Origin of the sequence: Micromonospora sp. NPDC020750 (assembly GCF_044334565.1) — a bacterium.
GTDB lineage: Bacteria > Actinomycetota > Actinomycetes > Mycobacteriales > Micromonosporaceae > Micromonospora.
The window spans coordinates 858,998-884,519 of record NZ_JBIRTH010000002.1 but is presented as its reverse complement, the minus strand read 5'-3'; the positions used below and the strand labels follow the sequence as shown (position 1 = coordinate 884,519).

The 25,522-nt window shown below is 71.4% G+C and carries 26 protein-coding genes; 8 read left to right on the top strand and 18 right to left on the bottom strand.

The annotated features are described in order from the left end of the window. The first annotated feature begins 13 nt into the window (after positions 1-13). A complete protein-coding gene (locus tag ACH4T9_RS09325; protein ID WP_396670052.1) occupies positions 14-631 on the top strand; it encodes a DUF4126 domain-containing protein in 618 nt (205 codons plus the stop codon). A gap of 102 nt (positions 632-733) precedes the next feature. On the opposite strand, the gene ACH4T9_RS09320 is transcribed toward ACH4T9_RS09325, so the two are convergent. Continuing rightward, a complete protein-coding gene (locus ACH4T9_RS09320) occupies positions 734-1,330 on the bottom strand; it encodes a hypothetical protein (RefSeq protein WP_396670053.1) in 597 nt (198 codons plus the stop codon). A gap of 1,038 nt (positions 1,331-2,368) precedes the next feature. Here ACH4T9_RS09320 and ACH4T9_RS09315 point away from each other — a divergent pair. After that, positions 2,369-3,049 carry a polysaccharide deacetylase family protein gene (locus ACH4T9_RS09315; RefSeq protein WP_396670054.1) on the top strand — a complete coding sequence of 227 codons (681 nt, stop codon included), beginning with the start codon at positions 2,369-2,371 and terminating at the stop codon, positions 3,047-3,049. 93 nt (positions 3,050-3,142) lie between these two features. Continuing rightward, positions 3,143-3,439 (top strand): DUF1540 domain-containing protein, encoded by a 297-nt coding sequence (locus ACH4T9_RS09310; protein ID WP_350884464.1) that lies wholly within the window; start codon positions 3,143-3,145, stop codon positions 3,437-3,439. 21 nt (positions 3,440-3,460) lie between these two features. Here ACH4T9_RS09310 and ACH4T9_RS09305 read toward each other — a convergent pair whose 3' ends face one another. Then, complete coding sequence (locus tag ACH4T9_RS09305) at positions 3,461-5,467, bottom strand: protein meaA (protein ID WP_396670055.1); 2,007 nt, start codon at positions 5,465-5,467, stop codon at positions 3,461-3,463. A gap of 150 nt (positions 5,468-5,617) precedes the next feature. On the opposite strand from ACH4T9_RS09305, the gene ACH4T9_RS09300 reads away from it, so the two are divergent. The 3 genes from ACH4T9_RS09300 (at position 5,618) to ACH4T9_RS09290 (ending at position 8,284) form a co-directional block, all read left to right on the top strand. Beyond that, complete coding sequence (locus ACH4T9_RS09300; RefSeq protein WP_396670056.1) at positions 5,618-6,520, top strand: ABC transporter ATP-binding protein; 903 nt, start codon at positions 5,618-5,620, stop codon at positions 6,518-6,520. Further along, positions 6,520-7,368, top strand: a complete 849-nt coding sequence (locus tag ACH4T9_RS09295) for an ABC transporter permease (RefSeq protein WP_396670057.1) — start codon at positions 6,520-6,522, stop codon at positions 7,366-7,368. Before ACH4T9_RS09300 ends, ACH4T9_RS09295 begins: the two co-directional genes overlap by 1 nt. A gap of 106 nt (positions 7,369-7,474) precedes the next feature. Continuing rightward, positions 7,475-8,284, top strand: a complete 810-nt coding sequence (locus tag ACH4T9_RS09290; protein WP_396670058.1) for an alpha/beta hydrolase — start codon at positions 7,475-7,477, stop codon at positions 8,282-8,284. A gap of 40 nt (positions 8,285-8,324) precedes the next feature. On the opposite strand, the gene ACH4T9_RS09285 is transcribed toward ACH4T9_RS09290, so the two are convergent. Next, on the bottom strand, positions 8,325-9,173 hold the full coding sequence (locus ACH4T9_RS09285; protein ID WP_396670059.1) for a 3-hydroxyacyl-CoA dehydrogenase family protein: 849 nt from the start codon (positions 9,171-9,173) through the stop codon (positions 8,325-8,327). Positions 9,174-9,384: 211 nt separating this feature from the next. Further along, positions 9,385-10,821 carry a UDP-N-acetylglucosamine 1-carboxyvinyltransferase gene (gene murA / locus ACH4T9_RS09280; protein WP_396670060.1) on the bottom strand — a complete coding sequence of 479 codons (1,437 nt, stop codon included), beginning with the start codon at positions 10,819-10,821 and terminating at the stop codon, positions 9,385-9,387. Between murA and ACH4T9_RS09275 the strand changes: the two genes are divergently transcribed. Next, positions 10,820-11,392 carry a cob(I)yrinic acid a,c-diamide adenosyltransferase gene (locus ACH4T9_RS09275; RefSeq protein ID WP_396670061.1) on the top strand — a complete coding sequence of 191 codons (573 nt, stop codon included), beginning with the start codon at positions 10,820-10,822 and terminating at the stop codon, positions 11,390-11,392. The two genes, murA and ACH4T9_RS09275, sit on opposite strands and share 2 nt — an antisense overlap. A gap of 389 nt (positions 11,393-11,781) precedes the next feature. On the opposite strand, the gene ACH4T9_RS09270 is transcribed toward ACH4T9_RS09275, so the two are convergent. The 13 genes from ACH4T9_RS09270 to ACH4T9_RS09210 form a co-directional block, all read right to left on the bottom strand. Next, a complete protein-coding gene (locus tag ACH4T9_RS09270) occupies positions 11,782-12,237 on the bottom strand; it encodes a DUF2550 domain-containing protein (RefSeq protein WP_396670062.1) in 456 nt (151 codons plus the stop codon). 12 nt (positions 12,238-12,249) lie between these two features. Continuing rightward, positions 12,250-12,534, bottom strand: a complete 285-nt coding sequence (locus ACH4T9_RS09265; RefSeq protein ID WP_396670063.1) for a F0F1 ATP synthase subunit epsilon — start codon at positions 12,532-12,534, stop codon at positions 12,250-12,252. A gap of 113 nt (positions 12,535-12,647) precedes the next feature. Beyond that, the gene (locus ACH4T9_RS09260) at positions 12,648-13,793 is read right to left on the bottom strand and encodes an LCP family protein (RefSeq protein ID WP_396670064.1); all 1,146 of its coding nucleotides are present in this window, start codon (positions 13,791-13,793) and stop codon (positions 12,648-12,650) included. A gap of 213 nt (positions 13,794-14,006) precedes the next feature. Next, the gene (atpD, locus tag ACH4T9_RS09255; RefSeq protein WP_396670065.1) at positions 14,007-15,458 is read right to left on the bottom strand and encodes a F0F1 ATP synthase subunit beta; all 1,452 of its coding nucleotides are present in this window, start codon (positions 15,456-15,458) and stop codon (positions 14,007-14,009) included. Beyond that, positions 15,458-16,387, bottom strand: coding sequence for a F0F1 ATP synthase subunit gamma (locus ACH4T9_RS09250; protein ID WP_396670066.1), 930 nt, complete (start codon positions 16,385-16,387; stop codon positions 15,458-15,460). Before ACH4T9_RS09250 ends, atpD begins: the two co-directional genes overlap by 1 nt. A gap of 9 nt (positions 16,388-16,396) precedes the next feature. Next, positions 16,397-18,037: a F0F1 ATP synthase subunit alpha gene (atpA, locus tag ACH4T9_RS09245; RefSeq protein ID WP_396670067.1), complete on the bottom strand. Its 1,641-nt coding sequence runs from the start codon at positions 18,035-18,037 to the stop codon at positions 16,397-16,399. 105 nt (positions 18,038-18,142) lie between these two features. Beyond that, a complete protein-coding gene (locus ACH4T9_RS09240; RefSeq protein WP_396670068.1) occupies positions 18,143-18,964 on the bottom strand; it encodes a F0F1 ATP synthase subunit delta in 822 nt (273 codons plus the stop codon). Continuing rightward, positions 18,964-19,500, bottom strand: a complete 537-nt coding sequence (locus ACH4T9_RS09235) for a F0F1 ATP synthase subunit B (RefSeq protein WP_396670069.1) — start codon at positions 19,498-19,500, stop codon at positions 18,964-18,966. The genes ACH4T9_RS09240 and ACH4T9_RS09235 overlap by 1 nt, the downstream gene beginning before the upstream one ends. A 30-nt stretch (positions 19,501-19,530) precedes the next feature. Further along, on the bottom strand, positions 19,531-19,767 hold the full coding sequence (locus ACH4T9_RS09230) for an ATP synthase F0 subunit C (RefSeq protein WP_117665579.1): 237 nt from the start codon (positions 19,765-19,767) through the stop codon (positions 19,531-19,533). Positions 19,768-19,835: 68 nt separating this feature from the next. Next, positions 19,836-20,633, bottom strand: a complete 798-nt coding sequence (gene atpB, locus ACH4T9_RS09225; RefSeq protein WP_396670070.1) for a F0F1 ATP synthase subunit A — start codon at positions 20,631-20,633, stop codon at positions 19,836-19,838. An 11-nt stretch (positions 20,634-20,644) separates the two neighbouring features. Further along, on the bottom strand, positions 20,645-20,881 hold the full coding sequence (locus ACH4T9_RS09220; protein ID WP_161685176.1) for an AtpZ/AtpI family protein: 237 nt from the start codon (positions 20,879-20,881) through the stop codon (positions 20,645-20,647). A 182-nt stretch (positions 20,882-21,063) separates the two neighbouring features. Continuing rightward, a complete protein-coding gene (locus ACH4T9_RS09215) occupies positions 21,064-21,495 on the bottom strand; it encodes a hypothetical protein (RefSeq protein ID WP_396670071.1) in 432 nt (143 codons plus the stop codon). Beyond that, positions 21,488-21,670 carry a hypothetical protein gene (locus ACH4T9_RS09210; protein WP_396670072.1) on the bottom strand — a complete coding sequence of 61 codons (183 nt, stop codon included), beginning with the start codon at positions 21,668-21,670 and terminating at the stop codon, positions 21,488-21,490. Before ACH4T9_RS09210 ends, ACH4T9_RS09215 begins: the two co-directional genes overlap by 8 nt. A gap of 34 nt (positions 21,671-21,704) precedes the next feature. On the opposite strand from ACH4T9_RS09210, the gene ACH4T9_RS09205 reads away from it, so the two are divergent. After that, positions 21,705-23,174, top strand: coding sequence for an SDR family oxidoreductase (locus ACH4T9_RS09205; protein WP_396670073.1), 1,470 nt, complete (start codon positions 21,705-21,707; stop codon positions 23,172-23,174). Positions 23,175-23,202: 28 nt separating this feature from the next. Here the strand turns inward: ACH4T9_RS09205 and ACH4T9_RS09200 are convergent, their stop codons facing one another. After that, positions 23,203-25,320: a transglycosylase domain-containing protein gene (locus ACH4T9_RS09200; RefSeq protein WP_396670074.1), complete on the bottom strand. Its 2,118-nt coding sequence runs from the start codon at positions 25,318-25,320 to the stop codon at positions 23,203-23,205. Between the last annotated feature and the right edge of the window lie 202 nt (positions 25,321-25,522).

Below are 25,522 nucleotides of genomic sequence, written 5' to 3'. Positions count from 1 at the left end.
CCATGCTGAGACGGTGTTCGAAGTGCTCACTGGTACCGGGCTCGCCGCATCGGCAGGCCTGAACGCCTACATACCCCTGCTCACCATGGGATTGCTGGCCCGCTACACCGACCTGATCGACCTTCCCAGCGGCTGGCAGTGGCTCGGCAACGGCTGGGTCATGGTGATCCTCGCGGTGCTGCTCACCGTCGAGGTCGTCGCCGACAAGGTGCCGGTCGTCGACCACGTCAACGACGTCGTCCAGACAGTGGTGCGGCCGACCGCGGGCGGGCTGGCCTTCGGTGCCGGTTCCAGCTCCGAGACGGTCACGGTCAGCGACCCCGGCAATTTCTTCTCGTCCAGCCAGTGGGTGCCGGTGGTGACCGGCGTGCTCATCGCCCTCGGCGTACACCTGCTCAAGTCCGCCGCCCGCCCGGTGATCAACGCGACCACCGCCGGTGTGGGCGCCCCGGTCGCGAGCACCGCCGAGGACGCCACCAGCATCGTGATGTCCCTGGTCGCGATCATCCTGCCGGTGCTGGTGCTGGCCTTCCTGGTCGGCTTCGTCCTCTTCCTCTTCTGGTTCCTTCGCCGTCGCAAGGGCCGCCGCCGCGAGCGCCAGGCCGCCCGCGCCGCCGGCTTCCGCGTCTGATCACCCACCCACCTCACGAGCCCTGGACTTCGTTCCCGCAGACGCCACTGGCCGGGCCCCCTTGTCGGGGCCCGGCCGGTTGGCTGTGCGGTGGTGCCGGGGTCAGCTGTTCCAGTGCTCGGCGACGAGGTCGGCGGCCTGCTGCTCCCACTGCGCGTACGCGTCGGGGTACGCGGACACCTGGACGGTCTGGGCGGCCTCGGTCAGGGGCATGTCCTGCCATCCGTCGACCTGCTTGAGGCCCTTGAGGAACGCGAGGGTGGAGTATTCGGGGTCGGTGATCTGCTCGGGGGTGCCCCAGCCGGAGGTGGGGCGCTGTTGGAACAGGCCCTGCGAGTCGTGGTCGTTGCGGTCGCCGAGGTGACCCAGGTTCTCCAGCTTCGACTCCTGCAGGGACGTGCCGATGGAGATCACGGCGGCCCGCTCGTCCATGTCGGCCTTCTTCGTGGCGGCGATGATCGCCTTCACGTTGGCGGTCTGTTCGTCGTCGAGGTCGATGCGGGACTGGTCGCCCTGCACGCCGTGCGGGATCAGCTTGCCCTTGTCGACAACCGGCTTGTCGGCCTGCACGGCGACGGCGGTGGTCGGGGTGGTTTCGGTGGTGGGGGTGGCGTGGGCGGTGGCGGGGCCGGCGAACACGCCGCCGGCGAAGGCGAGACCGGCGATACCGAGAACGCTCTTACGCATGATCGTGTTCATGGGGGTGTCTCCAATCGGGGGTCGACACACGCCGCCCCGGGGAGGGGCGGGGGTGTGGGCACCACGTCGAGGCGCCCAACAGATCAAGAGGGGGGGAAGTCGTCCGACAGCTCACCGCACCCGGGGGGTGCTGATGGCGGCGGGACCATGTGTAACGACCGGCGGCCCACCCGCATTCCCCGACGGGGTCACGGGGGTTCGGGTGGCTCAGCAGCGGGGTGCGCTACTCGATCGTCTGCCATGTGTAACGACCGTCTGCCATGTGTAACGACCCCGGGCCGGCCCATGTTCCGCCGACCGGATGCCCCCGGTCACACCCCCAAACCCCCCAAACACCCCAAACACCCCACCCCACCCGGGCCCAGCCCACAGGTCCCCGGCAACGTCGTGAGGGTCTCCGGCTTGCAGGCCCCACGGGATGTGCGCGCCCCCGACACCATCGGCCCCTGCCGGGTCGGCCTCGGCCTTTGCCGGGTCGGCACTGCGCTGCGTTGGCCCCTATGGAGCTGCCCCGTTTGTGCTGTCGATGGGAGTGGGAGCGTGGACGGGGCAGCTCCATAGGGACCGAAGGGCAGGTCGTCCCCGACCGGGGGGATTCGTTCAGGCCGCCGCCCGACCGCCAGGTGTACGGGGCGGCCTAGCGGCGACCTCCCGGGGGTTGTGTCCGGTTCGGGGAGCCCCTGACACAAACCTCCCGATCACCGCGGGTCAGCAGGTGGGGGTGTTCGTTGGGATCATCTGGCGGTGTCCGTGAAGAAATCCCGCGTTCCCCTGGTGGCGACGCTCGCTGCCCTGACCGGCGTTGCCGCCCTGCTGGCCGCACCTACCCCGTTACGCGAAACGGGTCACGCCGCCATCTTCGGGGCGCCAGCGCCCTCGGGGGCGGCAACCGCCTCCGGCAGTCCACGTACCGCCCCGGCAGGGGGGTCGACGAAGCCGACCGGACCGTCGGCACCGCCACCCGTGCCGCCGAGCGGCCGGCCGGACCCGGGGACGGCGACGGTGCCGGGTGCGAGCCGGGTCGGACGACGGCCGCCGGTGGTGGACCACGGACCGCGCACCGGCGACAAGGTGGCGCTCACCTTCGACGCGGACATGACCGACGCGATGCGGTACCAACTCCGCAGCGGCGCGGTCCGGTCGTACGCGAACCTGGCGATCATCGACCTGCTGGAGCGGGAAGGGGTGCCGGCCACCTTCTTCCTGACCGGCAAGTGGGTCGAGGAGTACCCCGATGTCACCCGTCGCCTGGCCGCCAACCCGCGGTTCGAGCTGGCCAATCACACGTACGGCCATCTCGCCTTCACCGCGGACTGCTATCAACTGCCGACGATCCCCCGGCAGCGGATGGCGGCCGACGTGGCCCGGACCTTCGACGTGATCGCCCCGTACGGCGGGCGGCAGACCCGGTACTTCCGCTTCCCCGGGCTCTGCCACGATCGCACGGCCCTGACCGAGCTGGCACCGTTGGGCGTCACGGTGGTGGACGGTGACGTGGTCAGCGGCGACCCGTTCGCGCGGTCCTGGCGGCCGATCGTCGACGCGGTGCTGTCCCGGGTACGCCCCGGCTCCGTCGTGGTGCTGCACGTCACCGAGGCGAACGCCCCGATGACGGACGAGGCGCTGCCGCGCATCCTGGCCGGGCTGGCCGACCGGGGTCTCACCCCGGCTCCGCTCTCCGAGGTGCTGGCGGCGACGCCACCTGGCCCCGCCGGTTGACCACGGCCGGGTCCGGGCTGACCAATCATCAACATCAAATACGACAAAAGCCTAATGTCGGAGAGGAGTCGACAAGAACCAGAGGAGGTCGTCATGACTACGGCGATGGAGATGCCCCGCGTCCAGGAGTGCGTGGTCGCGGCCTGCGCCTACAACAGCACCGGCGACTGCCACGCGTTCGCCATCACGATCGGCAGCGCGGACCACGCCCACTGCCACACCTTCGTCGAGATGCCGGTCCGCGGTGGCATCGAGACGCTGATCGCCCAGGTGGGCGCGTGTCAGCGGTCGGACTGCCGGCACAACTCCCAGCTGGAGTGCCACGCTCCGGCGATCAGGGTCGGCCCCGACAACGACATGGCCGACTGCATGACGTACGACGGCCGCTGACACCCGTACCGGGGACCCTTCTCACAGGCCGTTGGCGGCGCGGACGACGGTGACGAGGTCGTCGATGATGCCGGTGAGCGCGAAGTCCTTCGGCGTGAACACCCGGGCCACCCCGGCGGCGCGCAGCGCCTCGGCGTCGCCGGTCGGGATGATGCCGCCGACCACGACCGGCAGGTCGCCCCGGCCGGCGGCCCGTAGGCCGTTCAGCACCGCCGGCACGGCGTCCAGGTGCGAGCCGGAGAGCACGGACAGGCCGACCAGGTCGACGTCCTCCTCCACGGCGGCGGCGACGATCTGCCCGGCGGTCAGCCGAATGCCCTGGTAGATCACCTCGAAGCCGGCATCGCGGGCACGTACCGCGATCTGCTCGGCGCCGTTGGAGTGCCCGTCCAGGCCGGGCTTGCCGACCAGCAGCCGCAGCCGGCCAGCGCCCAGCTCGCGGGCGGTGGTGGCGACCCGCTCCCGGACGGCGGCCAGGCCGCTGTCGCCGCTCACTCCGGTCGGCGCGCCGGCCAGCCCCGTCGGTGCCCGGTACTCGCCGAAGACCTGGCGCAGCGCGCCGGCCCACTCGCCGGTGGTCACCCCGGCCCGCACGCACGCCAGGGTCGCCGGCATCAGGTTCGCGGTGGTCACGGCGTCCGCGCGCAGCCGGTCGAGCGCCGCGTCGACCGCCGCGCCGTCCCGGCCGGACCGCCACTCGCGTACGGAGGCCACGGCCGCCGCCTCGACCGCCGGGTCGACCTGCTCGATCGCCTCGGCACCGGACGCGGTCAGCGGCGACGACTCGGTCTCGGTGAACCGGTTGACGCCGACCACCACGTCGGTGCCGACCTCCAGTCTGCGGCGGCGTTCGGCCAGCGAGCCGACCAGCGCGCTCTTGAGGTACCCGGTCTCGACGGCCGCCACCACGCCGCCCATCCCCAGCACCTTGTCCAGCTCGGCCCGGGCCCCGGTGACGATCCCGTCGACCAGCGCGGTCATCACGTGCGAGCCGGCGAACAGGTCCGGGTATTCAAGCAGGTCCGACTCGTACGCGAGGACCTGCTGCATGCGCAGCGACCACTGCTGGTCCCACGGCCGGGGCAGGCCGAGCGCCTCGTTCCAGGCCGGGAGCTGCACCGCGCGGGCGCGGGCGTCCCGGGACAGGGTGACGCCGAGCATCTCCAGCACGATCCGCTGGATGTTGTTCTCCGGCTGGGCCTCGGTCAGGCCGAGCGAGTTGACCTGCACGCCGTACCGGAACCGGCGCTGCTTCGGGTCGGTGACGCCGTACCGCTCGCGGGTGATCTCGTCCCAGAGCGCGCCGAACGCGCGCATCTTGGCGATCTCCTCGACGAAGCGCACTCCGGAGTTGACGAAGAACGAGATCCGGGCGACCACGTCCCCCATCCGCTCGGCCGGCACCTGGCCGGCGTCGCGCACCGCGTCGAGCACGGCGACGGCGGTGGCCAGGGCGAAGCCGACCTCCTGCACCGGCGTCGCGCCGGCCTCCTGGAGGTGGTACGAGCAGATGTTCACCGGGTTCCACCGGGGCATCTCCCGCAGCGTGTACGCGATGACGTCGGCGGTCAGCCGCAGCGACGCGGCCGGCGGGAAGATGTACGTCCCCCGGGACAGGTACTCCTTGATGATGTCGTTCTGCGTGGTCCCCGCGCAGCGGGCCAGTTCGGCGCCCTGCTCCGCGCCGACGGCACCGTAGAGGGCGAGCAGCCACATCGCCGGCGCGTTGATGGTCATGGACGTGTTCATCTCGGCGAGCGGGATGCCGTCGAAGAGGGCCCGCATGTCGCCGAGGTGGGCCACCGGCACGCCGACCCGGCCGACCTCGCCGGCGGCCAGCTCGTGGTCCGGGTCGTACCCGGTCTGGGTGGGCAGGTCGAAGGCGATCGACAGGCCGGTCTGCCCCTTCGCCAGGTTGCGGCGGAAGAGCGCGTTGCTCGCGGTGGCCGAGGAGTGCCCGGCGTAGGTGCGCATCACCCACGGACGCTCGCGCTCGGGAAGCCGGCCGGGGGGAGCCTTCTCGTCCATGGCGGGAGTCTAAGTTACCGTTAAGTCACTCGGGTTGGTGAAAAACCGCACAGGTCTATGGGACGCGGCGGACCGAACAGCACCGGAACGTGCGGGACGGCCGGCACCCCGGGCACCGCCGACCGGCCCGCACGACGCACACTTGACGGCATGGATGACGAGCTCGCAATCTCCGTCCGGGGGCTGCGCAAGGCGTACGGCGACAACGTCGCGGTGGCGGGCGTGGATCTCGCGGTCCACCGCGGCGAGGTGTTCGCCCTGCTCGGGCCGAACGGCGCGGGCAAGACCACCACGGTGGAGATCCTGGAGGGCTACCGGCAGCGCGACGCCGGCGAGGTCTCCGTGCTGGGCAGCGACCCCGGGCTCGCCTTCGGGTCGCGACTGCGGGGCTCGCAAGCTCGCTCCTCGCGCACCCCACGACACCCCGCCCGCGACTGGCGGTCCCGGGTGGGCATCGTGCTCCAGGGAACCGGCGAGTTCGACGAACTGACCGTCGGCGAGTTGGTCTCGCACTTCTCCGGCTTCTACCCCGACGCCGACGACCCGGCGAAGGTCATCGAGCGGGTCGGCCTGGGGGCCAAGGCGAAGGCCCGCACGCACACCCTCTCCGGCGGGCAGAAGCGCCGCCTCGACGTCGCGCTCGGCATCATCGGCCGCCCCGAGCTGCTGTTCCTGGACGAGCCGACCACCGGCTTCGACCCGGAGGCCCGGCGCGAGTTCTGGGAGCTGATCCGGGACCTGACCGCCGCCGGCACCACCATCGTGCTCACCACCCACTATCTGGACGAGGCCGAGGCGCTGGCCGACCGGGTCGGGGTGATCGCCGCCGGCCGGCTGGTCGAGGTGGCCCCGCCGAACCGCCTCGGCAACCGGCAGGAGTCCCTGGCGACGGTCTCCTGGCGTACCCCCGAGGGGGTCGTGGAGACCGCGGAGAGCGCGACGCCGACGCACCTGGTGGCGGAGCTGGCCACGCGCTTCGGCGGCGAGGTCCCCGGGCTGACGGTGACCCGGCCGACCCTGGAAGACGTCTACCTGAAGATGATCGGACACTGATGACCACCACCACCAGGCCGGCGGCCCCGGTCGACCCCGCCGCACCGGCCCGCCGGCTCGGGGCGGGCGCGCTCGCCCTGCGCCAGGGCCGGCTGGAGATCACCCAGTTCATGCGCAGCCGGGAGTCCGTCGTGTTCACGATGGGCTTCCCGATCATCATGATCCTGATCTTCGCGGCCATCTTCAGCGACGAGATCGCCCCCGGTGTCAGCTACACGCAGTACTTCATCACCGGCATGATCGCCACCGGCCTGATGACGGGGAGCTTCCAGAACCTCGGCATCTGGATCCCGATCGAGCGGGACCGGGGGGTGCTCAAGCGCTACCGGGGCACCCCGATGCCGAAGTGGGTGTGGTTCGCCGGCAAGGTGCTCATGGTGGTGGCGATCAGCGTCGCCGAGACCGCCCTGCTGCTCGCCGTCTCGGTCGCCGTGTTCGACCTGGATCTGCCCGGCACGGCCGGCAAGTGGTTCACCTTCGGCTGGGTCTCCCTCCTCGGGGTCACCGCGTGCACCCTGTGCGGCATCGCGATCTCCTCGCTGGCCCGCACGGCGCGCAGCGGCTCGGCCGTGGTCACCCCCATCGCCCTGGTGCTCCAGTTCACCTCCGGGGTCTTCTTCGTCTTCACCAACCTGCCGAGCTGGATGCAGCAGGTGGCGGCCCTCTTCCCGCTGAAGTGGATGTGCCAGGGGCTGCGGGCGGTCTTCCTGCCGGAGAGCTTCGGCGCCCAGGAGCCGGCCGGGTCCTTCGAGCTGGGCCGGGTCGCCATCGTCCTCGCCCTGTGGTGCGTGATCGGCCTCGTGCTCTGCCTCACCACCTTCCGCTGGACCACCAAGCGCGACGGCTGAGGGTTCCCCGCACCCGTCGGAGCCTCGCAGACTGCTCCCACGTACGCGGGGTGATTCTGCGTTCGGTGGGGCGGCGGGCCGAGGACGGGGCTGGCAGACTGTGCCGGTGGTGGCGGGACTGACGCGGCGACGGCTGCTCCTGGCCGGGGCCGCCACAGCGGCGCTGGCCGTGGCCGGCGGCGCGACGGCGCGGCAGCTGACCCGCCCGCGACCGGGGCCGGCACCGGCGCTGCCCGACGCCCCCGCCGGCGACGAGCGGCTGATCCGACGGCAGTCGGCGGCCCGGGGTCGTGCCGTCGACTTCTGGACGGCCGTGCCGGCCGGGCACGGCGACGGGCGAGGGCTGCCGGTCTGCCTGGTGCTGCACGGCGCATCGTCCACCCCGCGCGACTACGCGCGCTTCGGGCTCGCCCGGTTCCTCACGGATGCGGTGCGCCGGGGCGCTCCGCCGTTCGTGCTCGCCGGGGCGACCGGCGGCCGGCTCTCCTGGCGGCGCTCCGGAGCCGACGACCCGCAGCGGATGGTGCGCGAGGAGTTGCCGGCCTGGTGCGCCGAGCGCGGCTTCGACACCAGCCGCGTCGCCGCCTGGGGCTGGTCGATGGGCGGCTTCGGATCGCTGCTGCTCGCCGAGACCTTCCCCGGCTGGCTGCGCGCGGTGGCCGCGTTCTCCCCCGCCGTACGCCCCGGGGACGCGGTGTTCACCGACGTGGCGCGGCTGCGCGGCACGCCGGTCGGGCTCTGGTGCGGCCGGCAGGACGGCCTGCTGCGCGACGTGCGGGCCCTGGCCCGCGCCCTGCCCGAGCCGCCGGCCCTGGCCGAGTACGCCGACGGCCGGCACAACTTCGTCTACTGGGGCACGGTCGTCCCGGCGGCCTTCTCGTTCCTGGCCGCCGGCCTCACGCCGCCACGCCCCTGACCCGGCCCCGAGCGGGAACGGATCAGGGGTCGGTGCGGCGTCAGTACGTGTAGAAGCCCTTGCCGGTCTTGCGGCCCAGGTCGCCGGCGGTGACCATGCGCTGGAGCAGCTCCGGCGGGAAGAACTTCTCGTCGGCGGTGTCGGTGTAGATGTTCTTCGAGGCGTGCAGCAGCACGTCCACGCCGGTCAGGTCGGTGGTGGCCAGCGGGCCCATCGCGTGGCCGAAGCCGAGCTTGCAGGCCGTGTCCAGGTCCTCGGCCGACACCACGCCGGACTCGACCAGCTTGACCGCCTCGACGACCAGGGCGGCGATCAGCCGGGTGGTGACGAAACCGGCGATGTCCCGGTTCACCACGACGACGGTCTTGCCGATCTCCTCGGCGAACGCCTTCACGGTGGCCAGGGTCTCGTCGCTGGTCTTGTACCCGCGCACCAGCTCGCAGAGCTTCATCATCGGCACCGGGGAGAAGAAGTGCGTGCCGACGACCGCCTCCGGGCGCTCGGTCACGGCGGCGATCTGGGTGACCGGGATGGCCGAGGTGTTGGTGGCGAGCACCGCGTCGGCCTTGCAGATCTTGTCGAGCGCCCGGAAGACCTCGTGCTTGATCTCCAGCCGCTCGAACACCGCCTCCACGACGATGTCCGCGTCGGCGACCGCCTCCAGGTCGGTGGTCGGGGTGATCCGGCCCAGCGTCGCCTCGACCTCGACAGCCTCGATCTTGCCCTTCTCGGCGAACTTCTCCAGCGACTTCCGGATGCCGGCCAGCCCGCGCCCGGTGGCCGCGTCGTCCAGGTCCCGCAGCGTCACCTGCCAGCCCGCCTGCGCCGCCACCTGGGCGATGCCCGAGCCCATCAGCCCGGCCCCGACGACCGCGAGTCGACCCGCCATCTGCTTCTCCCTCGCCTGATTGAGTGTCTGCCTGCACCCTATCGGCGACCCTGAACGATGGCTAAGCCAGCCGGCACCCGACCGCCGAACGGCACCCGACCGCCGAACGGCACCCGACCGCGAACGGCGCCCGACCGCGAACGGCACCCGACCGCCGAACGGCAGGCGAGCAGCGGCGGCCGGGACCGCGCCGCCGTCAGATCTGCCGCGGTCAGATCTCCAGCGCCGGCTCTTCCGGCACGCTGCCGCGCTCGATCTCCACGCCCAACGCCCGCAGGTCGGCGACGAAGTCCGGGTAGCCGCGGTCGACGTGGTGCACGTGGGAGACCTCGGTGACCCCGTCGGCGCAGAGCCCGGCGATGATCAGCCCAGCGCCGGCCCGGATGTCGGTGGCCCGGACGGGGGCCCCGGAGAGCCGGTCCCGGCCGCGGACCACGGCGTGGTGGCCGTCGGTCTTGATGTCCGCGCCGAGCCGCATCATCTCGTTGGCGAACATGAACCGGCCGTCGAAGATGTTCTCGGTGATCAGGGACGCGCCGTCGCTGACCGCGGCGAGCCCGATCGCCATCGGCAGCAGGTCGGTGGCGAAGCCCGGGTAGGGCAGGGTGACCACGTCCACCGCCCGGGGGCGCTCGTCGACCCGTATCCGGAAGGCGTCGCCGCGGGTCTCCACCAGGCCGCCGGCGCAGATCAGCTTGTCCAGCGCGACCTCCAGGAAGCCCGGGTCGATCCCCGTCACGGTGACGTCCCCCCGGGTCATCGCGGCGGCGAACGCCCAGGTCCCGGCGACGATCCGGTCGCCCACGGTGGCGTGCCGAACCGGCCGCAGCTCCGGCACCCCATCGATGTGCAGGGTGGAGGTGCCCTCCCCCTCGATCCGGGCACCCATCCGGATCAGCATCGAGCAGATGTCCACGATCTCCGGTTCCCGGGCCGCGTTGTCGATCACCGTCGTGCCCCGGGCCAGCACGGCGGCCATCACCAGATTCTCGGTGGCCCCGACGCTGGGGAAGTCGAGCACGATGTCCGCGCCGTGCAGGCCGTCCGGGGCGGCGGCGATGACGAAGCCGTGCTCGCCGGAGATGTCCGCGCCCATCCGGGTCAGCCCGGCGATGTGCATGTCCAGCCCCCGGGAGCCGATGGCGTCCCCGCCGGGGTGGGCCACCCGGACGTACCCCCGGCGGGCCAGCAGCGGACCGAGCACGCAGATCGACGCGCGCAGCCGGCGGACCAGGTCGTAGTCGGCCTCCGCGCCGGGCCGGTCCGGCACGTCGATGGTGACCGACCGGGACCGGGCCACCCCGCCCCGGGCGACCATCGGGTCGACGGGGTCGTCCGCGTCGAACCGTACGCCGCACCCCAGCCGGCGCAGCACCTCGCCCATGATGGCGATGTCGGTGATCCGGGGGACGTTCGTGATGACGCTGCGCCCGGGGGCCAGCAGCGCGGCGGCCATCAGCTTGAGGGCCGAGTTCTTCGCCCCGACGACGTGCACCGTCCCGGCGAGCCGGGCGTTTCCGGAGACCCGGATGACGTCGACGTCGTTGACCGCCGGGTCACCGGCGTCACCGGGGCCGACCCCGGCCGGCCGGGTCGGGGTCGGCCGAGCGGGGATGGTCAGGTCGGGTATCCGTAGGCTGTGCGTCATGGCCGTCCACCTCACGCGCATCTACACCAGGGCCGGCGATGCCGGCATGACCAGGCTGAGCAACAACGAGCAGGTGCCGAAGACCGATCCGCGGATCGCCGCGTACGCGGACGTCGACGAGTGCAACGCCGCGATCGGCGTCGCGATCGCGCTGGGGCAACTCGACGACGCGCTGCGGGCGGTGCTGGGGTCGATCCAGAACGACATGTTCGACGTCGGCGCCGACCTGTCCACCCCCGTGGAGCCGGACCCGGAGTACCCGCCGCTGCGGGTCACCGAGGAGTACGTGGACCGTCTCGAGGGATGGTGCGACGAGTACAACGCACGCCTGAGCAAGCTCGACTCCTTCATCCTCCCCGGCGGCACCGCAGGAGCGGCGCTGCTGCACGTGGCACGGACGATCGCCCGGCGGGCCGAGCGTGCGGCATGGGCGCTGGTCGCACAGGACCCCGACCGGACCAGCATCCTCCCGGCAAAGTATCTCAACCGGCTCTCCGATCTGCTCTTTATCCTGTCAAGAGCGGCAAATCCGGCAGGAGACGTGCTGTGGGTCCCGGGCGGTAAGCGCTGAGCGTCGACACCGGCCGTGCCCCGGTCGGGGCCCTGCACCACGTCGAGGTCCGGGTGCCCGACCTGGCCGGCGCGGTGCACGGCTGGGGCTGACTTGCTGGGCGAGCTGGGTCGGACGCCGTTCCGGGAGTGGCCGGCGGCCCGGTCCTGGCGGCCCGGCCGACGTACCTCGTGCTGGAGGAGTCCCCCGCGCTGTCCGGGCGAAACCACGACCGGCTCGCCCCGGGCCTGAACCACCTGGCCTTCCACGCCGCACAGCGCCCCAGGGTCCCCGGGTTCCAGGGTTCCAGGCGATCTTGCAGTTAGGGCCCCGATAGCGCGCCCTTTGTCCGTTGCGTCCGGGCCCTAAGTGCAAGATCGCGGGGGTCGGGGGCAGGGGTGGGGCGGGGGTCAGGCGGCGGGCCAGTCCTGGGACGCCAGGCGGGGCGAGGCCGCCCCTGGTGCGGCGGCCTCGATCCAGGAGAGGAAGCCGGTGACGGTGGACCGGGCCATGGCGATCTCCACCGGGGCGTGCTGACTGGTGCACCGCAGGATCACCCAGTCGGCGGGCATGGAGAGGCGCTCCTGCCCCTCGGGCAGCCGCCGGCGCTCCACCACCAGGGTCTTGCGGGACAGCGCCAGCTTGGGGCGCAGGGCGAAGGAGAACATCCGGTACCACCGGAGTTCATCACCCGCGAACCGGCCGAAACCGGGCGACCAGCCCCGGCCGTCGAGCATCGTGGAGACCCGGACGCTGAGCCGGATGATCCCGCCGGTGCGGGTGACCAGCGCCCGTCGGACGAAGAGGATCAGCAGAGCGGCGATCACGGCGGCGAAGCCGATCCCGATCCCCTCCACGATCTCCATCGAGGGGTCGGCTCAGCGGCTCTGCGAGGCGGAGACCGGGGTGGCGCTCTCGGCGAGAACGGTGACACCCTCGCTGCTCACGGAGAGGAAGCCACCGGCCACCTCGTACGAGACCTGCTCGCCGCTGGCCAGCTTGATCCGGACCTGGCCGGGCTCGGCGAGCTGGCCCAGCAGGGGCGCGTGCCCCGGCAGCACACCCAGCTCACCCTCGGTCGTCCGGGCGACTACCATCTCGGCCTCGCCGGACCAGACCTTCTCCTCGACGGCTACGAGCTCGACGTGAAGCTGCTTTGCCACGCTGTCTCCTTGCTGCGGCGGCGGATTGTCGAAAGTCTAGTCGCGCCCCCCGCGGACGCCGAACGCGGGTGGCGTAAGCTGCGCCACCCGCACCCGGACCGCGCCACCGGGCGCTACTTCGTCTTGTTGCGGAAGTCCGGATGCTCCAGCAGGAACGCGTCCAGTTGTTCCTTCTTCAGGGCGGTGAAGAAGTCCTCGGCCTCGGGCAGCAGCCGCTCCCCCCGGTACGCCGACCCGGTGCCGATGTTCTCCCCCGGCAGCTTGATCAGCTCGACGTTGTCGGCGCGCGTGGACTTGAGGGCAATCGCGAAGTCGATCACGCTGCTGCCCCGGCCGTTGAAGATCAGCGACTGCCCGGCCGCCCGGATCACCTTGTCCAGCTTGATCGGGTTGGTCACCACGTCGGCGCTGAACGCCTGGTTGACCATCGCCTTGATGAACTGCTGCTGGTGCCGCTGCCGGCCGTAGTCGGCGTCCGGAACGCCGTTCTTCGGGTACCGCTGCCGGACGTAGTCCAGCGCCTGCCAGCCGTTGAGGTGCTGGTTGCCCTTCTTGTAGACCGCCTGGGGGCCGACGTAGCCCTCGCCGTAGGGATTGCCCTTGCGGTGCACCCCGCTCGGCTCGCGGTGCTCGGAGCGCACCTCGCGCTCGATGTACATGTCGACGCCGCCCATCGCGTCGACGATCTTCTGGAAGCCGGTGAAGTTGATGATCGCGCCGCCGTCGAAGCGCTCGATCCCGGTCACCTGCTGCACGGTCTTGGCCAGCAACTCGAAGCCGCGGGCGGCGTCGGGGTTCTGCCCCGGCACCCGGCTGCCGTACGACATCGCGGCGTTGAGCTTGTCGGTGCCGCCGTGGAACTCCGCCTTGCTGAACTTCGGGATCTCGACCCGCAGGTCGCGGGGCAGCGAGAAGAGGTACGCCCGGTCCAGCTCGGTCGACACGTGCAGCACCATGACCGAGTCCGCCAGCGGCGGGGTCTCCGGATCGCGCGGGTCGATGCCCACCAGCAGGATGTTGAGCGGGCCCTTGATGTCGCTCTTGCGCTCCTGGGCGCCCGCGGCCTGGTCGCCGAACAGGTCGCCCTTGCCGACCGCGCCCTCGTACCGGGACACCAGCGCCTCGTAGCCCACCAGCACCGCGCCGCTGAGCAGCATGAGCACGGCGCCGAACACCGTGCACATCCGCGCCCACTTCGGCACGCCAGACCACACCGACGGCTTCTTCCCGCCGCTCTTGCCGGCCTTACCCACGAGCATCTCCGTTCGTCACGCCCACGAAGAGGAGACGGGCGCACGCAGCCGAAAGGTTGCAGTATTTGTCACTCGCCGGGGGACGGCGCGGATCGACGGTACCCCGCCCACGTCGAAACCACCGGCTCGGCAACCGGACAGCGGAGATCATAGGGCCTGTAGATGAGCGAGGACCGCCCCGTTGGCTACCGGGGCGGTCCTCGATGGTGTGACGATCGTCTACTTCATCAGCTCCGCGGCCTTCTGCTCCAGATCCTGCAGACCGCCGCACATGAAGAATGCCTGCTCGGGGAAGTGGTCGTACGCCCCCTCGCTGATCTTCTTGAACGCCTCGATGGTCTCGGCGATCGGGACCGTCGAGCCCGCGACGCCGGTGAACTGCTCGGCGGCGTAGGTGTTCTGCGACAGGAAGCGCTCGATCCGCCGGGCGCGCTGCACGGTGATCTTGTCTTCCTCGGAGAGCTCCTCGATGCCGAGGATGGCGATGATGTCCTGCAGGTCCTTGTACTTCTGCAGGATCCGCTTCACCTCGGTGGCCACCGCGAAGTGCTCGGCGCCGACGAACTCCGGGGCGAGGATCCGGGACGAGGACGCCAGCGGGTCCACGGCCGGGTAGATGCCCTTGTCGGAGATCGACCGCTCCAGGTTGGTGGTCGCGTCGAGGTGGGCGAACGTGGTGGCCGGGGCGGGGTCGGTGTAGTCGTCCGCCGGCACGTAGATCGCCTGCAACGAGGTGATGGCCTGGCCCCGGACGGAGGTGATCCGCTCCTGGAGCTCGCCCATCTCGTCGGCCAGGGTCGGCTGGTAACCCACGGCGCTCGGCATGCGGCCGAGCAGGGTGGACACCTCGGAACCAGCCTGGGTGAAGCGGAAGATGTTGTCGATGAAGAGCAGCACCTCCTGCTTCTTCACGTCGCGGAAGTACTCCGCCATGGTCAGCGCGGAGAGGGCGACCCGGAGCCGGGTGCCCGGCGGCTCGTCCATCTGGCCGTAGACCAGGGCGGTCTTGTCGATGACGCCGGACTCGGTCATCTCGGCGATGAGGTCGTTGCCCTCACGGGTGCGCTCACCCACGCCGGCGAACACCGACGTACCACCGAAGTTCCGGGCCACCCGGGTGATCATCTCCTGGATCAGCACCGTCTTGCCCACGCCCGCGCCGCCGAACAGGCCGATCTTGCCGCCCTTGACGTACGGGGCGAGCAGGTCGATGACCTTGATGCCGGTCTCCAGCATCTCGGTCTTCGGCTCCAGGTCCGCGAAGGCCGGGGCCTTGCGGTGGATGCCCCAGTGGTCGTCCGGCTGGAGCGTCTCGCCCTCGGTGAGGTTGAGGCACTCGCCGATCGCGTTGAACACGTGGCCCTTGACCGCGTCGCCCACCGGAACGGTGATCGGCGAGCCGGTGTCGCGCACCTCGGTGCCGCGGACCAGGCCGTCGGTCGGCTGCATCGAGATCGCGCGGATCAGGTTGTCACCCAGGTGCTGGGCGACCTCCAGGGTCAGCGTCTTCTCGCCGCCGGACAGCGTCACGTTGACGTGCAGGGCGTTGAACAGGGCCGGCATGCCGTCGCGCGGGAACTCGGCGTCGACGACCGGGCCGATGACCCGGACCACGCGACCCGTGGCCGTCTTGGTCTCAGCTGGTCCACCAGCAACTGCGGATACAGTCATCACACTTCACTTCCCGACGCGGCGAGCGCGTTCGCGCCGCCGACGATCTCGCTGATCTCCTGGGTGATCCCGGCCTGGCGGGCCGAGTTCATCTCACGCGTGTACTTCTCGATCATGTCTTCGGCGTTGTCGGTGGCGCTCTTCATCGCCCGCCGCCGGGCCGCCGACTCGCTCGCCGCCGACTCCAGCAACGCCGCGTAGATCCGCGTGTTGATGTACTTCGGCAGCAGCGCGTCGAGCAGCGACTCCGCCTCCGGCTCGAACTCGTACGCCGGGAGCAGGCCCTCCGACCGTGGCCGGTCCTCGACCTGCATCGGGCCGATGATCTTCGCCACCGGCGTCTGGGTCATCAGGGAGTGGAACTCGGTGTAGACGATGTGCAGCTCGTCGACCCCCAGCACCCCGTCAGCCCCGGCGTCGCCGTCCACGTCGTCCGCGCCGGCGGTGAACGCCTTGATCAGCGTCTCACCCACCTCGCGGGCGTCGGCGAACGTCGGCTGCTCCGAGAAGCCCGTCCAGTTCGCCGCGATCGGCCAGTCCCGGAACCGGTAGAACGCGACGCCCTTGCGGCCGATGACGTAGAGCACGGGCTCCTTGCCCTCGGCGCGCAGGCGGGCGATCAGCGACTGTGCCGTCTTGATCGCGCTGGAGCTGTAACCGCCGGCCAGGCCCCGGTCGCTGGTTACCAGCAGGACGCCCGCCCGCCGCACCCGCTCGCGCGGGGTGAGCAGCGGGTGGTCGATCCGGGCGTTGGACGCCAGCGCGGTGAGCACGCCGGTGATGGCCTGGGCGTACGGCAGGGACGCCTGCACCCGGGCCTGGGCCTTGGCGATCCGGCTCGTCGCCACGAGCTCCATCGCCTTGGTGATCTTCTTCATCCCCTTCGCCGAGCGAATCCGTTGACGAAGAACGCGTACCTGGGCCGCCATGAGTCAGCCCTACTGCTTCTCGGCGTTGCCGTGGTAGCGGGTCACCGTCTCGCGGCTCTGCTCGCCCTCCAGCGGGGCGGCCGGGGCCTCGTTGATCCGGGGCTCGTCCTCCTTGCCCAGGAACGTCTGCTTGAAGCTCGCGATGGCCTGGTCGAGGGTGGAGATCACCTCGTCGTCCCACGTGTTGTCGGCGATCGCCGCGAGGGTGCCCTCGTGCTTGTGCCGCAGGTACTGGAGGAACTCCGACTCGAAGCGGCGGACCTCGCCGACCGGGATGTCGTCGAGCTTGCCCTCGACGCCGGCCCAGACGGTGACAACCTGCTCCTGCACCGGATACGGCGAGTAGTTCGGCTGCTTGAGCAGCTCGACCAGGCGGGAACCGCGGTCCAACTGGGCCCGGGAGGTCTTGTCCAGGTCGGAGGCGAAGGCGGCGAACGCCTCCAGCTCGCGGTACTGGGCCAGGTTGAGCCGGAGCGAGCCGGCGACCTTCCTCATCGGCTTCACCTGCGCGGCGCCACCGACCCGGGAGACCGAGGTGCCGACGTTGATGGCCGGCCGGACGCCCTGGTTGAACAGGTCCGTCTCCAGGAAGATCTGGCCGTCGGTGATGGAGATGACGTTGGTCGGGATGAAGGCCGAGATGTCGTTGGCCTTCGTCTCGATGATCGGCAGGCCGGTCATCGAGCCGCCGCCCAGCGCGTCGGAGAGCTTCGCGCAGCGCTCCAGCAGCCGGGAGTGCAGGTAGAAGACGTCACCCGGGTACGCCTCGCGGCCCGGCGGGCGGCGCAGCAGCAGCGACACGGCCCGGTACGCCTCGGCCTGCTTGCTCAGGTCGTCGAAGACGATCAGGACGTGCTTGCCGCCGTACATCCAGTGCTGCCCGATGGACGAGCCGGTGTACGGGGCCAGGTACTTGAAGCCGGCCGGGTCGGACGCCGGGGAGGCGACGATGGTGGTGTACTCCAGCGCGCCCGCCTCCTCCAGGATGCCCTTGATCGAGGCGACCGTGGAGGCCTTCTGGCCGATGGCGACGTAGATGCAGCGGACCTGCTTCTTCGGGTCGCCGGAGCGCCAGTTGTCCCGCTGGTTGAGGATGGTGTCCAGCGCGACCGTGGTCTTGCCGGTCTTCCGGTCACCGATGATCAGCTGCCGCTGGCCCCGGCCGATCGGGGTCATGGCGTCGATCGCCTTGATACCGGTCTGCATCGGCTCGTCCACGGACTGCCGGGCCATCACGTTCGGGGCCTGGAGCTCCAGCTCGCGGAAGCCCTCGTTGGCGATGTCGCCGAGGCCGTCGATCGGCTGGCCGAGCGCGTTGACCACACGGCCGAGGAAGGCGTCGCCGACCGGCACGGAGAGCACCCGACCGGTGCGCTTGACGCGCTGGCCCTCTTCGAGCTTCGCGGAGTCACCGAGAACGACGACACCGATCTCCCGGACGTCGAGGTTCAGGGCCACGCCGAGCGTGCCGTCCTCGAACTCCAGGAGCTCGTTGGTCATGGTCGAGGGCAGGCCCTCGACGTGGGCGATGCCGTCGCCGGTGTCGGCGACGGTGCCGACCTCCTCGCGGGAGACGTCGGGCGAATAGGAGGAGACGTAGCGCTCCAGGGCGCCGCGGATCTCCTCCGTCGAGATGGTCAGCTCGGCCATCCTCTGCTTCCTTAAATTTCAGGGGCCCGGGATACCTAGTACCGACCGGTCCGAATGGCGTCTGTCAATCCGGGCGCTTCGCGGGGGTGTGGCAGCGGGCGCCGGTCAGCGCTTGGCGAGCGCGTTGCGGGTCTCGTTGAGGCGGCGCAGGACGGTGCCGTCGTACAGGTCGGAGCCGACCCGGACGCTGACGCCACCGAGGATCGTGGGGTCCACCGTCTGCTTGACGGAAACCTCTCGACCGTACATCGCGGAGAGGCGGGCACCGAGCCGGCGCTCGTCCTCGTCACTCAACGGGGCCGCCACGGTCACGTACGCAACCTGCCGGTCCCGCCGGTCGGCGGTGAGCTCGACCAGCCGGGTGACCGAACCGGTGAAGGACCGCCCGCCGAACCCGCCCAGCGCCACCTCGACGAGGCGGACGGTGATCGGGCTGGCCTTGCCGGCCAGCAGCTCGCGGGCCAGCGCGGCCCGCCGCTCGACCGGGGCGACCGGGTCGGACAGCGCGCCGGAGAGCGCGGGCTGGCCGGCGACCACCTGACCGAAGCGGAACAGCTCGTCCTCGACCTCGCCCAGCTCGCCGGACGCGTCGGCGCTGGCCAGCAGCGCCTCCACACCCAGTCGCTCGGTGCCGTCGAGCAGCTCCGACGGCGCCGACCACCGGCCGGACGCCAGCCCGGTGAGCAGGTCGAGCGCGCCCGCGCCGACCTTCCCCCGGAGCATGTCGCCGAGCAGCCCGGCGCGGTCCGCGCCCGGCCGGGCCGGGTCGGACAGCGCCCGGCGCAGCCGCGGCTCGCGCCGCAGCAGGCCGGCGACGGAGAGCAGGTCGTCGGCGGTGGCGGCCACCGCCGACGGCTCCGCACCCCGCGCGTACGCCGCCAGGCGCTCGGTCGCGGCCCGGTACGACTCCCGGCTGGCGGCCTGCATCAGCGGGCCCCCGTGCTCTCGAGCCCGCTGAGGAACCGGTCGACGGTGCCCTTGCGGCGGGCCTCGTCGGCCAACGACTCGCCGACGATCTTGCTGGCCAGGTCGACCGCGATCGTGCCGACCTCCGTGCGCAGCTCACGCACGATGGTGGCCCGCTCGGCGGCGAGCTGCTCCTTGCCGGCCGCGATGATCCGGTCGGACTCCTCCCGCGCCTTGGCGAGGACGTCCTGACGGATGCCCTCGGCGTCGGCCCGGGCGTCGTCCCGGATCCGGGCGGCGTCGTTGCGCGCCTCGGCGAGCTGCGCGCGGTACTGCTCGAGGAGCTGGTTGGCCTCGGCCTGGGCGGCCTCGGCGCGCTTGATGCCGCCCTCGATCGCGTCCACCCGGGCCTGGAACGTCTGCTCCATGCGGGGGAAGACGAACTTCATCAGCACGAAGCAGAGCACGGCGAAGGCGACGGACCCAACCACGATCTCCTGCCAGATCGGGATGATCGGGTTGTGCGGCTCACCACCCTCAGCAGCGAGGAAGAACATGAAAGACCTCCCGGTCGAAGGGGGGCGGGATTAGGAGAGCGTGCCCTGCCAGATGAAGCCGAACGCGATGCCCAGCAGCGCGAGCGCCTCGATGACGGCGAAGCCGATCCAGACGTACGGCAGGGTCATCTTGGACGACTCCGGCTGACGGGCCGTCGACTGGATGTAGGCGGCGAAGACCAGGCCGACACCGATACCCGGGCCGATGGCCGCGAGACCGTAGCCGATGGCGGCGGTGCTGCCCTCTACCGCGGCGTAGATGTCCATTAGTGGGTTCCTCCTGGTTATCACGCGTGACGGTCACGCGGGACGACAACTGGTTGGTGCGAGGTGGATCAGTGCTCGTCGGCGAGCGCGCCCTGTACGTAGCTGGCGCTGAGCACCGTGAAGACGTAGGCCTGGAGGCAGATCACCAGGAACTCGAGGAAGGTGAGCGCGATGGTCATCACCCAGGACAGCACCGAGACCGGGGCCAGCCAGGCGTTGGCGCTCAGCATCGCGAAGCCGCCGAGCGTGAAGACCAGCAGGAGCATGTGGCCGGCGAACATGTTCGCGAAGAGACGGACGGCCAGCGAGAACGGCCGGACCAGGAAGGTCGAGAAGAGCTCGATCGGGATCAGCAGCGGCAGGATGTACCAGGGCGCCGGCGGGATCAGGGAGTTCTTGAAGTACTTCGCGAAGCCGTGCTTGCGGATGCCGATGTAGTTGAACATCACGTAGCTGATCAGGGCCAGGACGGCCGGGAACGCGATGTGCGAGTTCGGCGAGATCTGGAAGAACGGCAGGATCGCGAAGAAGTTCGTCAGCAGGACGAAGCAGAAGAGCGACGTGAAGTACGGTGCGAACCGCACCCCCGCGTGCCCGATCATGTCGACGGCGATGTTGTTCCGCACGAAGCCGTAGATCGACTCGGCGAACCACTGCTTCTTCGTCGGCACGAGCTGCGGCTTCCGGTACGTGACCAGGAAGAAGATGATCAGGATGCCGACGGCGACCCAGACCATGGCCGTGATCTTGGTGAACCAGTACGAGTCGTGCGCACCCCAGGGGAGGATGCTGGGCAGGTAGAAATCGTCCACGCTGGGTGGGAATGCTGCCTCGCCCTGTGCCAGGACGTTCGCCTGTCCGAACACCGCGTCCCTTCCTAAGTAGGCGTGCCGAGCCGGCGGATGACCAGGATGATCCCCCCGGCCATGCCGAGCACGACGCCGATCCCGGTGGCGATGCCGCCGGTGTCGAGCCACTGGTCGACCAGCCAGCCGATGAAGCCCCAGACGAGCATGCCCCCGATGAGGTACGAGAGCGCGGTCCAACCCTGGCCGGCGCCGGTCGGAATGTCGTCCGGGCCGCCGGTGGGTTGGGGGGTTTGGTCACCAGCCATGACGGGGCGAACGATATCAGTCGGGAAAACGAGGCTGTGCCTCACCCCCCGCACAACTGTCGTTGTGTGGGCCTCGGGCGGGCAGTTCGTCTGGGGGCACGCTACTCCCCTTCCGCCACCCAGAGAATGACCGGCATCGGACACATTCGCGCGTCGTGTCGAGCAGTGGGACGCCGGCGGCGTCAGGCCCTGCTCCGGCGCGTGTGGACCGTGCTGATCCACCAGATGTGCGCGCCGGTCCAGACCACCACGCCGACGGCGATACCGAGGCAGAGCGGGAGCAGCCCGGCCCACCCGGTCGACGCGACCGCCACCATCACGCCACCCAGGAGGGTGAACTTGGCGGCGTAGAGGCCGAGGCCGAGCGGCAGCACGAGCTGCGGGTTCCGCGCGTCCGCCCAGGCCAGCACCACCGTGGTGAGGGTGTAGCTGACCACCGTGACGGCCACCCCGGCGGCCACGCCGAGCGCCGCGTCGGCGCCGCCGAGGACGCCGCCGGCCACCGCGCCGAGGGCCGCCACCACGGCGGAGGCGACCAGCAGCAGCGGCAGGTGGCGCAGCCGCCAACCGCGGTCGTCGGCCGCGTGCGCCGCGTCCACCCCGCGCTCAGCCACCGTGGTACGCCGGGAAGGCGGCGACCAGCTCGGCGGCCCCGCCGGCGATCCCGGCGAGGGTGTCCGCACCGCCGGGGGCGCCGGGGTCGGTACGCACCGCGCGGGCGATCTCCGGATCGGTGGCGCCGAGCTGCTCGAAGTCCGGCCCCCAGAAGGTGCTCGTCGCGTTCTTCACAACGAGGAAGTCTATGGGCCGCACACTGGTGGCTGTGAGATGCCTCGTCACGGGTGCGACCGGGTACATCGGTGGGCGGCTCGCGCCCAGGCTGCTGGCGGACGGGCACCAGGTGCGCTGCCTGGCCCGCAAGGCCGCCCGGCTGCGCGACGTGCCGTGGGCGTCGCGGGCCGAGATCGCCGAGGGCGACCTGCGCGTACCGGAGACCCTGCCGGCCGCGTTCGCGGGCGTGGACGTCGCGTACTACCTGGTGCACTCACTCGGTCAGGCCGGCTTCGAGGCGGCCGACCGGGAGGCCGCGGCCAACTTCGCCGCCGCGGCCCGCGCCGCGGGCGTACGCCGGATCGTCTACCTCGGTGGGCCGGAGCCGGACGCCGCCGGCGAGGTCTCGTCGCCGCACCTGCGGTCCCGGGCGGAGGTGGCGCGGATCCTGCTGGCCAGCGGTGTGCCGACGGCCGTGCTCCGGGCAGCGGTGATCATCGGGTCCGGCTCGGCCTCGTTCGAGATGCTGCGCCACCTCACCGAGCGGCTGCCCGTGATGGTCACCCCGCGCTGGGTGCGCAACCGGATCCAGCCGATCGCCGTCCGGGACGTGCTGCGCTACCTGACGGGCTGCGTCGCGCTGCCGCCGGAGGTGAACCGGTCCTTCGACATCGGCGGCCCGGACGTGCTCACCTTCCAGGACATGATGCGGCGCTACGCCCGGGTGGCCGGGCTGCCCCGGCGGATCATCGTCCCGGTGAGACCGCTGACCCCGGCGCTCTCCTCGCACTGGGTCGGGCTGATCACCCCGGTGCCGAACGCCATCGCCCGGCCGCTGGTGGAGAGCCTGGTGCAGGAGGCGGTCGCCCACGAGCACGACATCGCCCGGTACGTCCCCGACCCGCCGGGCGGGCTGACCCGCTTCGACGAGGCCGTCGCGCTGGCGCTGGCGAAGGTCCGCGACGCCGAGGTGGAGACCCGCTGGTCCACCGCGAGCGGGCCGGACGCCCCGGCCGAGCCGCTGCCCAGCGACCCGGCGTGGTCCGGCGGCACCGTCTACACCGACGAGCGGGAGCGGGCCGTGGCCGCCCCGGCGGACGCGCTGTGGCGGGTGATCGAGGGGGTCGGTGGGGAGCACGGCTGGTACTCGTTCCCGCTGGCCTGGTCGGTGCGCGGGTGGCTGGACCGGCTGATCGGTGGGGTGGGACTGCGCCGGGGCAGGCGCGACCCGCACCGCCTCCAGGTCGGTGAGGCGCTGGACTTCTGGCGGGTCGAGGAGATCGTCCCGGGCCAGTTGCTGCGGCTGCGCGCCGAGATGCGGCTGCCCGGCCGGGCCTGGCTGGAGATGCGCGTCGAGCCCGGCGAGGCCGGCGCGAGCCGCTACGTCCAGCGCGCGGTCTTCCTCCCGCACGGCCTGGCCGGTCACGCCTACTGGGGCTCGGTCTTCCCGTTCCACGCGATCGTCTTCGGCGGCATGGCCCGCAACATCGCCCGCAACGCCGAACGCCCCGCCCCTGACTGACCCACGTCAACCCACGTCGACCCTGAGGTCAGTCGCCGGTGCGGGCGCCCGTGACGCGGAAGGCGACCGACTCGCCGGGCGGCACGAAGTCGCGGACCGGCTCGTCCCGGAGGGTGTCGTACAGGACCCTGCCGACGACATCGACCAGGCGGGCCTGGACCGCCTTGCCGACCGCGTCGCGCGGGTCGTCGGGGTTCGCCGCGATCGAGGCGACGGCGAGCTGCGGGGTGAAGGCCACGACGGTCTCCGTCCCGTTCCCGTCCGAGCTGCCGGTCTTGCCCGCCACCGGCCGGCCGAGCCGGGAGCGCAGGTCGGCGGCGGTGCCGCCGGCGCAGCGGCCGTACATCGACTGGTCTCCGACCGGGCAGCGGGCGGCGTCCGCCGCGCCCCGGGCCACGTCGACGTCGAGCACCTGCCGGCAGTCCGGGCGACCGGCGGCGGCTGCCCGGCCACCGCCGTCGGTGATCGACAGCACCGGCGTGGGCGCGCACCACCTGCCCTCCGCGGCCAGCGCGGCGTACGCACCGGCCAGGTCGAGCGGGGTGGTGGCGGTGACCCCCAGGGTGAACGGCCCCCACTCCCGCGCGCCGTACCGGGCCATCCGGGCGTCGGACTCGGCGCGGAACCGGATGCCGAGCCGCTCGGCCATCTCCACCACCCGGTCCGCGCCCACCCGCTCGGTCAGCCAGGCGAAGTAGGTGTTCACCGAGCGGCCGAAGGCGTCCCACATGGTGCGGTGGCCGTTCATTCCGACGGGGTCGGCGTTGACCGGGCACCACCGGCCGTCGCATTCGGCGGAGCCGCCGGAGACCGGGAACCGGGTTACGATGCGGGACGGGGAGTCGAACCCGGTGTCCAGCGGCAGGCCGGCCTCCAGCGCGGCGAGCACGGTGAAGATCTTGAACGTCGAGCCGGCCTGGTAGCCGGTGATCGCCCCGCCCCCGGCGACGAGCTGGTTGACCGTGTTCGGGCGGTTCTTCCAGCCCGGCGGGTTCTCGGCCACGCCGTAGTTCCGGTTCACCGCCAGGGCGAGGACCTGCCCGGTGCCCGGCTGCACCACCGCGGTCGGCGCGGCTCGGCGGTCGGCGACGTCGTACACCTTCCGCACCTGCTCGGTGGCGGTCCGCTGCACGGCCGGGTCGAACGAGGCGACGATCCGGAAGCCGCCCCGGCGCAGGGTGCGCTGCCGCTCGTCGACCGTGGCGCCGAAGGCCGGCTGCTCGCTCCACCAACGGGTGAACCAGTCGCAGAAGAATCCCCAGTCCTCGTGCCCCTTCGGGACGGCCGCGCAGTCGTTCGGCGTCGTGCTGGTCTTCAGCGTCAGCGGCTCGGCCTGCGCCGCCGCGGCCACGTCGGGCGCGACCTGGCCGGTCTCGACCAGCCGGTCCAGCACGTACGCCCGGCGCAGCAGCGCCGCGTCGGCGTCACCGTTGATCGGGTCGTCGGTGTTCGGCGAGCGGACCAGCCCGGCGAGCAGGGCCGCCTCGGCCAGGGTGAGCTTCGCCGGCGGCTTCGAGAAGTACCGCTTGCTGGCGGCGCCCACCCCGTACGCCCCGGCGCCGAAGTAGGCGATGTTGAGGTAGCCGGCGAGGATCTGCTCCTTGCTCAGCTCTTGTTCCAGCGCCAGGGCGTACCGCATCTCCTTGAGCTTGCGGGCGACGGTGATCTCGGTGGCCTTGGCCCGCTCCTCCTCGGTGAGCGCCGGGTCGCTGGCCAGCACGTTGCGCACGTACTGCATGGTCAGCGTGGAAGCGCCCTGCCGGGTGCCGTCGCGCTGGTTGGCGGTGAACGCCCGGACCACGCCCCGCGCGTCGACGCCCCGGTGCTGGTGGAAGCGGACGTCCTCGGCGGCGACGATGGCCTGGCGCATCACCGGCGCCACCTCGCTCAGCGGCACGTCCGCCCGGTCCTCGGTGTAGAACGAGGTGATCAGGGTGGTGCCGTCGTTGGCGTAGAGGTTGGAACGCTGGGCCGTCGGCGGCGTGCGCAGCGACTCGGGCAGCTCGGACCAGGGCTCGGTGAGCCCCCGTACGCCGAACCCGAAGACCAGGGCGGCCGGCAGGGCCGCCACGGCCAGTGCCAGCCCGGCGAGCACCCCGGCGATCACGATGGTCATCAGCTTGTCGAGACGGCGGACCCGGATCATCAGCTCTCCCCGCAGGAGCCAGCGTGCGAACCCGTTCAGAATGACCCGGAAGCCATCAGGCACCCCCGGTTTTCCCCAAAGGGGGACAAGTTTCGCGAGAAAAGCACGCGACGCGCCGCGGGACGCGCGGGACGACCGACTTGACGCGCGGGACGACCGGCCCGGCCAGGTCGGACGGCGGGCGGGCGGCGGTAGGCGGGGC